The following is a 12298-nucleotide window of genomic DNA, read 5'->3' on the forward strand; positions in this document are numbered from 1 at the left end:
GCGTGAGCATCCCAACGCCCTATGAAGACCTCCTGCGCGATGTCCTGGCTTCCGGCACGCACAAATCGGACCGTACCGGAACCGGAACCACCAGCGTATTCGGGCGCCAGCTGCGCTTTGACCTGGCCAAGAGCTTCCCGCTGATCACCACCAAGCGCGTGCACTTCAAGTCAGTCGCGGTGGAGCTCCTGTGGTTCCTGCGCGGCGAAACGAACGTGAAATGGATGCAGGACCAGGGCGTCACCATCTGGGACGAATGGGCCGACGAGGACGGTGACCTGGGCCCGGTCTACGGTGTCCAGTGGCGCAGCTGGCCCACCCCCGACGGCGGCCACATCGACCAGATCGCCGAACTCGTGGAGAGCCTGAAGTCCAATCCGGACTCGCGCCGGCACATCGTGTCCGCCTGGAACGTCTCCGAACTGCGTGACATGGCGCTGCCGCCCTGCCACGCCTTCTTCCAGTTCTACGTGGCCAACGGCAAACTGTCCTGCCAGCTGTACCAGCGATCGGCGGACATGTTCCTGGGCGTGCCGTTCAACATCGCCTCCTACGCCCTGCTCACCTGCATGCTCGCCCAGCAGGTGGGTCTTGAGCCCGGCGAGTTCATCTGGACCGGCGGCGATGTGCACATCTACGAGAACCACATGGACCAGGTCCTCAAGCAGCTGGAGCGGGAGCCGTACGACTACCCGCAGCTGAGGATCAACCGTAAGCCGGCGTCGATCTTCGACTACACGCTGGAGGATTTCGAAGTGGTGGGTTACAAGCACCACCCGACGATTAAGGCACCGATCGCCGTATGAGCACAGAGAACTTCACAGATCCGCAGTCCTTCACGGAGGAACTGGCCGCATCGATCACCGGCGTCGGCCTGGTTTGGGCGCAGACCCCCGACGGCGTCATCGGCAAGGACGGGGACATGCCCTGGCACCTTCCCGAGGACCTCAAGCACTTCACCCGGCTGACCACCGGTCACCCGGTCATCATGGGCCGCAAGACCTGGCTGTCATTCCCGGACAAGTACCGTCCCCTGCCCGGACGCACCAACATCGTCATCACCAGGCAGAAAACCTGGGCCAGCACGCCTGAGGCAGAGGGCGCCGTCGTGGTTCCTTCCCTGGATGATGCGCTGCTGGAATCGCAGTTTGTCGACGGCGGTGACACCGTCTGGATCCTGGGCGGCGGGGAGATTTTCCGCCAGTCCACGGAACTGGCCAATGTTGCGGTGGTCACCACCATTGATGTGAAGTCCGACGGCGACACGTTCGCCCCCGAGCTTGGCACCACCTGGGAGGCCACTGCTTCCGTCCCGCCGGATGGCTGGCTGACCGCCGCCAACGGCACACGCTACCGATTCACCAAGTGGTCAAGGACCGAGGGCTAGAAACATGCTGAAGAAACCGGAAACCCTCTTTGTCCTGGGCTACATGCTGCTGCCGCTGCTTGCGCTGCTGTCCGCCATCGTGGGGCTGACCATGATCCTGGGCGGCAACAAAATCGCCGGCGCGATCGTGCTGGTGGTGGTGACGCAGGTCTTCGCCTTCGGTGCCTTCTTTGCGCTGCGGGCCCGGAAGTCCGCCGTGCTGGAGGAGTCCAAGCGCGGCTAGCCCCCGGTGGCGTGTGGCCGCGGTGCATGGGGAGGTCACCCCATCGCGGCAAGTCGCCTGCTGGAATAGGCTGAAGCCTGCAGCCTGAGGGACTGCTGTTTGGACAATATTGGGGGGATGCCGGATGGCAGGAACTTTGTGGGGCGCCGACGTCGAGCAGTTGCGCACCCTGGCGCGGCAATTCAGCAAGACAGCTGACCTGCTGCAGCAGCAGTCGCAGCAGCTGAGCGGCCACATCAACAACAGTCCGGCCTGGAAAGGCCAGGACGCCGCGCGCTTCCGGTCGGACTGGAACAGCAGCCACCGGACGCTCCTGCAGAAGACCGCCGTGCGGCTCCAGCAGGAGTCCAAACTGCTGCTGACGCATGCCGACGAGCAGGAGAAGGCGAGTGCCACCCGCGGGGCCGGCGATGCCGGCCCCGGTGCCGGGGCACCAGGCGGCAACGGACCAGGCGGGCAGGTCCCCGGCCAGGGGAGCAACAACCCCTCGGGTCCCGACTGGCTGGCAGACCCTGACTCGCCGTTCCGTGACGGCTGGGACATTTATGGCCTCACTAAAGCGTTCCCGAACCTTCGGGCGGGCGTGTTCGACATCGCTGCCATGCTTCACAAGTCGCGTATATCCGACTTCCTGGATCCGGCAGCATGGCGGGCTTTCCAGAATTCCAACGAGTTCAGCAAGTTCTTCAACCTGTCGAACAGCCTGTTTGAGGGCAAGTTCCACGAGGTCCTGAACCTCGCTGAGGGATCCACCGCCTTCAGGTACCTCGATGGGTTCAGCAAGGGCTTGGGCGTTGTGGGCATCGGACTGGACAGCCTCGACGCCTATAACAACTTCCAGGAGGGCGACTACGGCTCCGCCGCCTACTCCACTACCAAGGCGCTGTTGGGCGCCGGCTCGTTCCTGCCGCCGCCGGCCGGTACTGCCTGCATGGTGGCCAGCGGTGCCCTTGCCCTCTATGACAACGTTCCCATCATCCATGATTCTGTGAATTACGTCGGGGATAAGATCGCCGATGGAGCCGAGGCCGTTGGCGGCGCCATCAGTGACGGTGTGGACGCCGTCGGCGACTTTTTCGGCTTCTGAGAACTGAGGAGAAAAACCAGTGACTGAAACAACCACAGCCAGGTCCTCGAGCGCTGGCCAAGGCTTTCCGGACGCGATCGGTTTTGGCTTCGCCGAGCTCCTTGTGCTCCTTAACCTGCGGCGCGGCCCCGCAGCCGATGCCTCGGCTAAGGCACTACGGCTGGAGGGCGAACTCGATGATGCCTCCCTGCTTTCGGCGGGCGCTTCGTCCCTGGTGGCCCGCGGCGCCGCCAGCGTAGGCGGGGACCGGGAACTTTCCGTCGACGGTCCGGTGGCAGCTGTTACCCATGCCCTCACGGAGGCGGACAAGCTGGTGCAGATCAATCTCCTCACGGCCGACTCCGTGGACAACGTCCTGTCCGTCGAGTCGCCCGAATACCGGATCCTGTTGCAGCCAAGGGCCTACCTCAGCTGGTTCGCGATGGCGCAGCGTCCGGATACCACACCCGCAGAAGCCAACTTCTTTATCGTGCGCAAGCACCTTGAGGACAATCCCGACGGCGGAGCGACCATCCGCCTGCTCCCGGGTGCCGGCGGCAAGCAACTACTGGTGAAACGGAGCGGGGAAGGCTGGACAGTGGGCTACGGCAGCCTGGATGCCCCTTCGGAGCCGATCCGCGAAGTTCCCGGCCTCACCGACGACCAGGTGTTGGACCACATACGATCGATCCGACAGGACTAGCATGCAGAACGGCAATCCGGGCAATACTTCGGGCGGCGCATTCACACCGGACGATCAGGTCCGTACCTTTCACGAGCAGGCGCTGGCGCGCGGAGAAAAACGTGTCCTGTTCCGTACGGTGGATGGCGCGCTGCACAGTTATGCGAAGGACGAACTCGGCGTGGTAACCGCCAGCTCCCACCCGCAGGTACGGTCTGCCGGCGGGTTCCTGGTGATGGCTGTGTTCTTCGCTGCCTTGTCGGTGTTCTCCGTACTGCTGGTGGCCGGACCCACCAGCAGAGGCCAGGATCCCATGTGGGGTGCCCTGATCCTGACCGTGGCCGGTGTGGGCGGCGTGCTCTACGCTGCCCGGATGGCCGGTGTCGCCGCCAAGGCGAAACGCCTGCGCGCTGCGCGCGGAATTCCGGAACCCACCGCCCGCCAGTTCGACAGGCCCTGAGGGCTTTCCGGAGGACTGAACCGGCAGCACGCAGGCGTTCCCCGCTGAACCCGACGCCGCGGCAAACTCCTTAGCCGCCCGCCGCCGTCGTAATGCGCCTCCCCCTAGGCGGCCGGGAGTGACGTAACCGACTGCGCCCTGCCGGTTCCGAAGTCTAAACTGGACGAATGACTACAGCAGCTACCCCTTCCGTCGGCCTGGTCGGATGGCGCGGCATGGTCGGTTCCGTCCTCATGCAGCGCATGCAGGACGAGGGCGACTTCGCCAACATCAACCCGGTGTTCTTCTCCACCTCCAACGCGGGAGGTGCCGCGCCCTCCTTCGCTGAGGGCGCCGGCAAGCTCGAGAATGCGTTCGATCTCGACACCCTGGCGAAGCTGCCCATTATTGTCACCGCCCAGGGCGGCGACTACACCAAGCAGGTCCACGGCGAATTGCGCAGCCGGGGCTGGGACGGCCTCTGGATCGACGCCGCCTCAACCCTGCGCATGAGCGACGATTCAATCATCGTCCTGGACCCCATCAACCGCGACGTCATCGACAAGGGCCTGGTCAACGGCACCAAGGACTTCATCGGCGGCAACTGCACCGTCTCCTGCATGCTGATGGGCCTCGGCGGCCTGTTCAAGAACGGGCTGGTGGAGTGGGGCACCTCCATGACCTACCAGGCTGCCTCGGGCGGCGGTGCCCGGCACATGCGTGAGCTCCTCAGCCAGTTCGGCACGCTTAACGCCGAGGTCAGCACGGAACTGGGCGACCCGGCGTCGGCCATCCTGGACATCGACCGCAAGGTGCTTGCCCACCAGCGCACGGGCGTCGACGCCACGCAGTTCGGCGTGCCGCTGGCCGGCTCCCTCATCCCCTGGATTGATGCGGACCTGGGCAACGGACAGTCCAAGGAAGAGTGGAAGGCCGGGGTCGAGACCAACAAGATCCTGGGCACGTCCGACGAGAACCGCGTCATCATGGACGGCCTCTGCGTCCGCATCGGTGCCATGCGCTCCCACTCCCAGGCCCTCACCCTCAAGCTCCGTGAGGACCTGTCCGTCGCCGAGATTGAGAAGCTCCTGGACGAGGACAACGAATGGGCCAAGGTGGTCCCCAACACCAAGGAAGCGTCCATGGCCGAGCTCACGCCGGTGGCAGCCTCGGGCACCCTGGACATCCCCGTGGGCCGCATCCGCAAAATGGAGATGGGCCCGCAGTACATCAGCGCCTTCACCGTGGGGGACCAGCTCCTCTGGGGCGCCGCGGAGCCGCTGCGCCGCATGCTCAACATCGCCACCGGCACCCTGTAACAGCTGCTGTAGGAGCGGCCCTGCCCCGGATGGGGCGGGGCCGCTTTTGCGTTGGAGCAGGCTCAGGTGTCTAAAAACTGCATGTACCGCCGGGCGGCGCGGTCAAAAGCGGTTTGTGCTGCCGGGCCGAGCGGCCGTGTCCCGTCAAAGAGTTCCGGGACGACGGCGGGCGCACCGCGGAGGCCATCGCGCGCCCAGGTGCCAACCACCTGGCCGGCCACAACAACTGTCTTCTTGAACACCCCATTGCCGCCGGGAACGATCCGGTTGGCGTGCTCCGACGGCAGAACAAGGCTCCGGTCCGTATAGCCCAGCAGGAACTCATCAAAGCCGGGGAGCAGCAGGACGGTGCGGCCGCCCGGGATCCTGCCGTCCAGCAGCGACGCCGTCTCCGGGGACATCCAGTAGGTCGAACCGTCGAACTCCAGCTCCACGAGCCGGCCTCGGATTTCCTCCAGGGCGGACCGTACTTCGGTCAGGGGAATCTGCGTCCACCAGGCGAAGTCGCGGACGGTGGCCGGCCCGTGGCTGCGGAAGTAGCGCAGGAGGAACTCGGCCACCGCCTCGGCCCTGTCCAGGCGGCGCGACAGCGGAATCCAGTTGTCAAAGGCCACCAGCAGCTGCTGGTTTCCGGCCAGCGGTCCCTGGACCAGCCAGCCGTGGCGGCAGAGGGTTCCGATGATGTGGATGCCCCGCTGCCCCTGCGTAGGCTGTCCGGCGGCGTCGAACACACTAAACATATCGGAGCGGCTGAGCGGCCCGGCGGCAGAGATATGGTCGAGGGCAAGATCCCGGCACTTCTCGACGTCCGCCCACGTTATCCCGAGTTCCCGGTGCCGGGCGGCGATGCCCTTGGTCAGCCGGTCTGCAGTCAGCTCAAGCATCCAGCCCAGGTCCTCCGGAGCCACCAGGTGGAGTGTTCCCCGCATCGGCCACGACCGCACCACCGCCCCGGCATCGAGCGCAGCCCGCACCGCGCTGATGCCGGAACCGGCAAGCCGGACGCCTACCGCCCACAGCGCCGCCTGCAGGTCCTGCGCCTGCATTGCCGTCATCCGGCGCACCACATCGGCTGGTGACGCGAGCCCCTCCCCCACGGGCAGCAGTCCCTGGGACGCCAGCCGCAGCCGCCCCATATCCTTGCGGTTGAGACGGTTTCGCACCAGTGCAGCCATGCCCTCATCCTACGATCGCTGCGGAGCAGGTAACACGGCGGCTAGGGTAGAACCATGACTTTGGGGAGTTTGTGGCAGTTGCCCGCGCGTAAAACCAGGAGATGGATGATCTGCGGGACTGCCGGTGTCCTGGCAGGAACTGCACTGGGGCTCATTTCCCTCTCAGCGTTCCTCAGCGAAGGCCGGTCCAATCCCCTGTTGCTCCTCCCGTCCCTCGCCCTGAGCCTGGGCGGTGGCTACGCCGTCCTGTTCCCCGGCATCGCGGTCAGCCGCAACGGCGTGCGGATCCACCGGGACTGGCGGCAGCACCCCCGCGCAGGCCAGGTCCTCTGGATCCTGTCGTTGGCCGTCGCCGTCAGCGGACTGGCCATATGCGTCGTCGCCGGCGCATCGAACCCGCTGGCACCGGGCCTGCTGGTCTGGCTTTTCATGGGCATCTACCTGGCCCTCACGGGGTGGGCATCAGCCCTCATGGGCGCTGCAGAAATACAGCGGCAAAAAGTCCAGGATGTTGGGGTTACAGCTCCAAGCCGATGAGCAGCGGTTCCGGGTGCAGTTCAATTCCGAAGCGCCGCACGACGCCGGCGCGCACCTCGCGTGCCACGGCCACCACATCCGCTGCACGGGCGGCGCCCCGGTTGGTGATCGCCAGCGTGTGCTTCGTGGAGAGCGCCGCCCGTCCGCCGGACACGCTGTCCTGTTCCAGGCCGAAGCCCTTGCCGAACCCGGCCTGGTCGATGAGCCACGCCGCCGAAAGCTTCACCAGCCCGTCGGCACCCGCCGGGTAGCGCGGCGCGGACTCGGGCAACGCGTCAGCCACCTCCGCCGGGACGATGGGGTTCGTGAAGAACGATCCCGTGGAGTAGGTATCCCTGTCGGCGGCGTTCCACACCATGCCCTTGGAGGCGCGCAGCCGCAGGACTTCACGGCGCACGTCCGTGGCGTAGGCGCGCTTGCCGGCCTCGACGCCCAGCGCCCGGGCCAGTTCGGCGTAGCGGATGGGTGCACTCATCCGGCCCAGCGGAAGCTGGAACTCGACCGTCAACACGATGTAGCGGGGCGAACCGTTGACGGTGGTCTGCTTGAGGATGGAGTCGCGGTAGCCGAACTTCAGCTCCGAGTTGGTGAAGGTCTTGACGGCGTTCCGCTCGCGGTCCCAGGTCCGCACCGCGGCGATGGTCTGGGACACGTCGGCGCCGTAGGCACCCACGTTCTGGACCGGCGTCGCACCGGTGGAACCCGGGATCCCGGACAACGCCTCGATACCGGACCAGGCATGCCGGACGGCGTGCTCCACCAACTTGTCCCAGTTGTGGCCGGCCTGGACCACTACGGCCACGCCGCCGCACGAGTCCTCGGCATTGACGGTGAAACCCTCGGAGGCAACCTTCACGACGGTCCCGGGGAACCCGTCGTCGGAAATCAGGAGGTTGGAGCCGCCGCTGATGATCAGCACCTGCTCGCCTGCTGCATCTGCTGAGCGGACGGCGTCAATGATGTCGGCCTCGGTGCGCGCCTCGATGAAGGTGCCGGCGGGGCCTCCGACGGCGGAGGTGGTCAGGGAGGAAAGCAGGGTGGAATTCACCGAACAACAGTACTTGAAGTTACACCGTTTTACCCGGCGCATGTGCAAACCGATGTAAGCAGTGGACTTCAGGCAATCTTCCTGGCCACCGGTGAGAGCAGGAAGCTCACCGCCAGCATCACCATGACGGCCAGCAGCGAATGCAGGATCCCTACGTGCTCGGCGAGCAGGCCGAGCAGGGGCGGCCCGCAGAGGAAGGCCCCGTATCCGATGGTGGACACCACGGAAACCCGGGCGGCTGCCTTTGCGGGGTCGTCGGCCGCGGCTGACATGCCTACCGGGAACCCGAGGGATGCGCCCAGTCCCCAGACCGCCAGTCCAACGAATGCCAGCCAGGGCACCGGCGCAAAAACAAACAAGCCCAGCCCCAGGACGGCTATTGCCGCGCACCAGCGCATCACCGGCACCCGCCCGAAGCGGTCCAGGACCAGGGTTCCGGCGAACCGTCCGATGGTCATAAAGGTGACAAAGAGCCCGTACCCGGCAGCGCCGGCGGCGTCACTCTGGCCGTGGCCGTCGGCCAGGGCCAGCGCCACCCAGTCCCCCGCCGCGCCTTCGGCCAGGGCAAGGCCCAGCACCAGCACACCCAACAGAAGGGTCCGCCGGTCCCGCCAAGCCTGGGCGATCTTGCGTTTGTTGTCCAAGGGCGCGTCCGGGGTCGAAGTACCCGCAGGAACGACGGGAATGGGCCCCGTGGTGGGGTCCTCGAAATTGTCCGGGGCGTAGGTCCGCTCCCCGGCAACCGGAGTGATGTCCGCACGGAACCAGGAGGCCGCCGTCGCCACCGAGACGGCAACCACCGCCCCGGCGGCTGCCAGGTGCCAGGACACCGGCAGGGACACGGCAGCCGCTGCCGCGCCCAGCCCGGCGCCGGCCACAGTCCCCAGGCTGAAGGCGCCATGCAGCCGGGGCATGATGTGGCGGCCAACGGCGCGCTCCACGGCTGCGCCCTCGACGTTGGAAGCGGTGTTCCAGCTCCCGGTCCCCAAGCCGATGATGGCCAGGCCTGCGGCGGTCGCCACCGGGCTGGCCAGGACCGAGGTGCCGAGGCCGGTCAGCAGCAGGCCAACGCCCACCATGATGCTGCCAGTCCGGATTGTCCGCTTCGAACCGAGCCGGAGCACTATCAGCCCGGAGGCAGAGACTGACGCGAAGGAACCCAGGGTCATGCAAAGCAGGAGGACCCCCACATTGCCCGGGGTGAGGTCCAGTGCGTCACGTATTGCCGGGAGCCGGGACACCCAGGAGGCGAACGCCAGGCCGCTGGCCCCGTAGGCAACCACCACGGCATTGCGCCAGTGGGTCACTTCGGTGGCGGTAGCTTCTGTCCCTGCCCTGGGTACCAACGTGCCTGCTCAGGAAAGCTTGACGACGGCCTGGGCCTTCATCAGGACTTTTTGGCCCGCCGAGACAACGGCGAGGTCGACGCGGGCAGTGCCTGCCTCGGCGTCGAGCTTTCCAACGGTGCCGCTCACCTCGATGGTGGCACCCGGTTCGGTTGTGCCGGTGGTGTCCGTGACGAGGACCGGCTTGGTGAACCGGGTCTGGAAGTCGACGACGGCGGCCGGGTCGCCTGCCCAGTCGGTGACCAACTGGACGGCCGAGCCCATGGTGAACATGCCGTGGGCGATGACGCCGGGCAGTTCCACACCCGTGGCGAAGGCCTCGTTCCAATGGATGGGGTTGAAGTCGCCGGAGGCACCTGCGTACTTCACCAGGTCGGTACGGGTGACCTCGACGGTGCGGCTGCCGATCTCCTGGCCGGCGCTGAGTTCGTGAATGCTTGGGCTCATGGCTACTGTCCCTCCCCACGGACCAGGATGGAGGATGTGGTGGTGGTGACCTGCTCGCGCGATTCGTCCGCGCCCAGGGCGAAGATTTCAGAGCGCGTGGTGATCATCGCGCCGCCGCCCATGGCACGGACGCCGTCGACGTGCAGTTCCGCCACCAGGCGGTCACCGGCGAAGATGGGGCGGTGGTGGGTGAAGCGCTGGTCCGCGTGGACCACCCGGGAGAAGTCGATTCCGGCTTCCGGATCCTCGATGAGCTGGGCGTCGGCGCGCTGGGCGACGATGATGGCGAAGGTGGGCGGAGCCACCAGGTCGCTGTGGCCCAGGGCCCTGGCGGCATCGACGTCGAAGTGCGCAGGGTGGGTGGCTTTCACGGCCCGGGCGAACTCGCGGATTTTTTCGCGGCCAACGTCGTACACCTCTGCGGCAGGGTAGCTTCGGCCCTGCAGATCCGGATTGATAGTCATGGCCTCAAGCCTATCGTCCGGCTGTGAACGGGCAGAAAAGGCTTCCGTGCCGCCTACCGGCGCAGGTTTTTACGGATTGCCTGGCCGCGGACCACGATCCCGGCGATATGGAGGACCAGGCCCAGCCCGATCAGCGGCAGGGCGGCGGTGGCGAGGCCCTGGTTGCCGCTGGTGTTGCCCACCAGGTTCAGGATGATGCCGACGCCGATCAGCCCCATCGCGCTGAAAACCAGGACTTTGTAGCGGGTGGGCGCGGTGGCCCAGAATTCGTTCAGCACACAGCCAGCTTACCCGGCCATCAGAACAGGGATTCCTGCACGGCCGGGACCTCGGAGGCGAAGCTGCCCAGCAGGATGGTGCGGGCGGCCAGTTGCGCCAGGTTCACCACGAACGCCGCATCCGATCCGTCGAGGCGAACCAGCATGTTGGCACCGCTGATCCCGGCGATCTCAAAGCCATGCGCGCCGCTGTCCAACGGATGCGGGTAGGCGTGACGGGCGGCGGGACCATACAGGACGGACGCCTGCGCCGGACGCACCCAGGGTTCGTCCGCTAAGGTGAAGCCCTCGACGGCGGTGCGCGCCAGCAGGGCACGGGATTCGGCGGCGCGGCGGACGTTGATGGCATCCAGTTCCGGAGCGGGCAGCGGCCGGAGCAGCGCTTCGGCCTTGGCCGCGGACCGCACCTGCTGGGCCAGTCCGGTTTCCCCCGTGACCAGGTCCTCCAGGATCCGCACCACCCGGCCGTCCTGCGCCCGGGCCACATACCGGGCAACCACGGCCCCCTGCTCCGCCAGCCGGTTCCACTTCCGCGGACCGGATGCCGTCCCAACCTTGCTGGCCCCGCCCGCGAAGGTAGCCACATACAGCCAGTGCTCCTGCATTAGGTAATCCCGGAGCCCGGGCGTGACGCGGCCGCCACGGTGGAAGTCATGGATCAGCCGCGATTCGTCCAGCAGGAAGCAGCGCTCACATTGTTTTCCTTTGGCCGCCGGGGCACCAGCCGCGCACAGGATGTGGTGGCGCCGGGTGGACGACTGGACGCGAAGGTGCCCCAGGCAGGACCTGGCCGGGTCCACAACCTGGAAGCCAGGCCTGGCACCCGGGTGAAGGCTGAGCTGCCGGAAGTCCCCGGATGGCGACTGAAGACGCAGGACCGGGGCGCCGCCGTCGTCCGCTGCTCCCAAGGCCGGCGGCCCATCCCAAGAGACCCCGTGGACCAGATAGCGGGTATCGGTCAACAGTGCCTCCTGGGAACGGGGTTGGTGCACTACAGCGCCGGCTGCACCCCGAAGGCGACCGCGAGCTTCATGATCTTTTCGGCGCGGCCCAGGCGGGGCAGGTCGGAGCCGTCGCGGATGACGCGGCCGTTGGCTTCGAAGTCGGTCATGAAGTCGGTGGCCCAGGCGACGTCGGATGGCGTGGGGCTGATGACTTCATTGATGACGGGCGTCTGGTCGATGGCCAGGCACAGCTTGCCGGTCATGCCCATCATCACGGTGATGCCGGTCTGCTCGCGCAGGATGGGGTGGTTGGTGCCCACGGTGGGGCCGTCGATGGGTCCGGGCAGGTTGCCCACGCGGCTGGCGACGACGAGCTTGGCGCGGGGGTAGGCCATGGCCTCGGGGGTTGCGGCCATGCCGGTATCGCGGCGGAAGTCGCCGGAGCCGAAGGCCAGGCGGAACGCGCCCTGGGCTTTGGCAATGTGGTTGGCTTCCTCGATGCCCAGGGCGGACTCGACCAGCGGGATGACGGGGGTCTTGCCGTCCATGCGGTGGAAGCTCTCGGTCACCTGGTCCGCGGATTCGGTCTTGGCGAGCATGACGCCCAGGAGGCCCGGGGTGCCGCGAAGCCCTGCGAGGTCGTCGGCCCAGAAAGCGCTGGTGGCGTCGTTGATGCGCACCCAGGCCTTGCCGCCGGCGGTGAGCCAGTTGATGACGTTGCCGCGGGCCTGGTCCTTCTGCGAGGGGTCCACTGCATCTTCAATATCCAGAATGATCGAGTCGGCCCGCGACACTGCCGACTGGTCGAAGAGCTCGGGCTTCATGGCATTGACCAGCAGCCAGGAGCGGGCGATTTCTGCGGGGATATTGCGTTCCGGCCTTACGGTCTCGGTAGCGATGGTAGACGTCATGCTTTCTACAGTATCCGCCCTGCGAGGGGCGC

General features: G+C 66.6%; 16 protein-coding genes. 8 read left to right on the forward strand and 8 right to left on the reverse strand.

Going from position 1 to position 12298, the window contains the following annotated elements:
• Positions 1 to 2 precede the first annotated feature (2 nt).
• The 7 genes from AC5RUU_RS01580 to asd all read left to right on the forward strand — a co-directional run bounded on the left by AC5RUU_RS01580 (position 3) and on the right by asd (position 5116).
• Entirely contained in the window at positions 3 to 806 is an 804-nt protein-coding gene (locus AC5RUU_RS01580; protein ID WP_493973451.1) for a thymidylate synthase, read from the forward strand.
• Positions 803 to 1387, forward strand: a complete 585-nt coding sequence (locus AC5RUU_RS01585; protein WP_493973452.1) for a dihydrofolate reductase — start codon at positions 803 to 805, stop codon at positions 1385 to 1387. Before AC5RUU_RS01580 ends, AC5RUU_RS01585 begins: the two co-directional genes overlap by 4 nt.
• 4 nt (positions 1388 to 1391) lie before the next feature.
• Positions 1392 to 1610, forward strand: coding sequence for an NF038396 family protein (locus AC5RUU_RS01590; protein WP_493973453.1), 219 nt, complete (start codon positions 1392 to 1394; stop codon positions 1608 to 1610).
• Positions 1611 to 1734: 124 nt separating this feature from the next.
• Positions 1735 to 2697, forward strand: a complete 963-nt coding sequence (locus AC5RUU_RS01595; protein ID WP_493973454.1) for a hypothetical protein — start codon at positions 1735 to 1737, stop codon at positions 2695 to 2697.
• A 19-nt stretch (positions 2698 to 2716) separates the two neighbouring features.
• Positions 2717 to 3379: a hypothetical protein gene (locus AC5RUU_RS01600; protein WP_493973455.1), complete on the forward strand. Its 663-nt coding sequence runs from the start codon at positions 2717 to 2719 to the stop codon at positions 3377 to 3379.
• Between the two features lies 1 nt (position 3380).
• Positions 3381 to 3818: a hypothetical protein gene (locus AC5RUU_RS01605; protein ID WP_493973456.1), complete on the forward strand. Its 438-nt coding sequence runs from the start codon at positions 3381 to 3383 to the stop codon at positions 3816 to 3818.
• A gap of 167 nt (positions 3819 to 3985) precedes the next feature.
• Entirely contained in the window at positions 3986 to 5116 is a 1131-nt protein-coding gene (gene asd, locus AC5RUU_RS01610) for an aspartate-semialdehyde dehydrogenase (RefSeq protein WP_493973457.1), read from the forward strand.
• Between the two features lie 62 nt (positions 5117 to 5178).
• On the opposite strand, the gene AC5RUU_RS01615 is transcribed toward asd, so the two are convergent.
• The gene (locus AC5RUU_RS01615) at positions 5179 to 6291 is read right to left on the reverse strand and encodes a winged helix DNA-binding domain-containing protein (protein ID WP_493973458.1); all 1113 of its coding nucleotides are present in this window, start codon (positions 6289 to 6291) and stop codon (positions 5179 to 5181) included.
• A 105-nt stretch (positions 6292 to 6396) separates the two neighbouring features.
• Between AC5RUU_RS01615 and AC5RUU_RS01620 the strand changes: the two genes are divergently transcribed.
• The gene (locus AC5RUU_RS01620) at positions 6397 to 6828 is read left to right on the forward strand and encodes a hypothetical protein (protein WP_493973459.1); all 432 of its coding nucleotides are present in this window, start codon (positions 6397 to 6399) and stop codon (positions 6826 to 6828) included.
• Here AC5RUU_RS01620 and AC5RUU_RS01625 read toward each other — a convergent pair.
• From AC5RUU_RS01625 to AC5RUU_RS01655, 7 genes are all read right to left on the reverse strand, one after another.
• Complete coding sequence (locus tag AC5RUU_RS01625) at positions 6809 to 7876, reverse strand: UDP-N-acetylmuramate dehydrogenase (protein WP_493973460.1); 1068 nt, start codon at positions 7874 to 7876, stop codon at positions 6809 to 6811. The two genes, AC5RUU_RS01620 and AC5RUU_RS01625, sit on opposite strands and share 20 nt — an antisense overlap.
• A 68-nt stretch (positions 7877 to 7944) precedes the next feature.
• Positions 7945 to 9183 (reverse strand): MFS transporter, encoded by a 1239-nt coding sequence (locus AC5RUU_RS01630; RefSeq protein WP_493973461.1) that lies wholly within the window; start codon positions 9181 to 9183, stop codon positions 7945 to 7947.
• 48 nt (positions 9184 to 9231) lie between these two features.
• Positions 9232 to 9669 (reverse strand): MaoC family dehydratase, encoded by a 438-nt coding sequence (locus AC5RUU_RS01635; protein WP_493973462.1) that lies wholly within the window; start codon positions 9667 to 9669, stop codon positions 9232 to 9234.
• 2 nt (positions 9670 to 9671) lie between these two features.
• Complete coding sequence (locus tag AC5RUU_RS01640) at positions 9672 to 10133, reverse strand: FAS1-like dehydratase domain-containing protein (protein WP_493973463.1); 462 nt, start codon at positions 10131 to 10133, stop codon at positions 9672 to 9674.
• Positions 10134 to 10186: 53 nt separating this feature from the next.
• Positions 10187 to 10411, reverse strand: coding sequence for a DUF3188 domain-containing protein (locus tag AC5RUU_RS01645; protein ID WP_493973464.1), 225 nt, complete (start codon positions 10409 to 10411; stop codon positions 10187 to 10189).
• Between the two features lie 20 nt (positions 10412 to 10431).
• A complete protein-coding gene (locus AC5RUU_RS01650) occupies positions 10432 to 11373 on the reverse strand; it encodes a DUF2797 domain-containing protein (protein ID WP_493973465.1) in 942 nt (313 codons plus the stop codon).
• A 29-nt stretch (positions 11374 to 11402) separates the two neighbouring features.
• Positions 11403 to 12266, reverse strand: a complete 864-nt coding sequence (locus AC5RUU_RS01655; RefSeq protein WP_493973466.1) for an HpcH/HpaI aldolase/citrate lyase family protein — start codon at positions 12264 to 12266, stop codon at positions 11403 to 11405.
• Positions 12267 to 12298 lie beyond the last annotated feature (32 nt).

This window comes from Arthrobacter sp. K4-10C, assembly GCF_059090085.1.

Coding starts and splice junctions, on each gene's coding strand:
- AC5RUU_RS01585 (WP_493973452.1), top strand. CDS start 803: ATGAGCACAGAGAACTTCACAGATCCGCAGTCCTTCACGGAGGAACTG.
- AC5RUU_RS01590 (WP_493973453.1), top strand. CDS start 1,392: ATGCTGAAGAAACCGGAAACCCTCTTTGTCCTGGGCTACATGCTGCTG.
- AC5RUU_RS01595 (WP_493973454.1), top strand. CDS start 1,735: ATGGCAGGAACTTTGTGGGGCGCCGACGTCGAGCAGTTGCGCACCCTG.
- AC5RUU_RS01605 (WP_493973456.1), top strand. CDS start 3,381: ATGCAGAACGGCAATCCGGGCAATACTTCGGGCGGCGCATTCACACCG.
- asd (WP_493973457.1), top strand. CDS start 3,986: ATGACTACAGCAGCTACCCCTTCCGTCGGCCTGGTCGGATGGCGCGGC.
- AC5RUU_RS01615 (WP_493973458.1), bottom strand. CDS start 6,291: ATGGCTGCACTGGTGCGAAACCGTCTCAACCGCAAGGATATGGGGCGG.
- AC5RUU_RS01620 (WP_493973459.1), top strand. CDS start 6,397: ATGATCTGCGGGACTGCCGGTGTCCTGGCAGGAACTGCACTGGGGCTC.
- AC5RUU_RS01635 (WP_493973462.1), bottom strand. CDS start 9,669: ATGAGCCCAAGCATTCACGAACTCAGCGCCGGCCAGGAGATCGGCAGC.
- AC5RUU_RS01640 (WP_493973463.1), bottom strand. CDS start 10,133: ATGACTATCAATCCGGATCTGCAGGGCCGAAGCTACCCTGCCGCAGAG.
- AC5RUU_RS01655 (WP_493973466.1), bottom strand. CDS start 12,266: ATGACGTCTACCATCGCTACCGAGACCGTAAGGCCGGAACGCAATATC.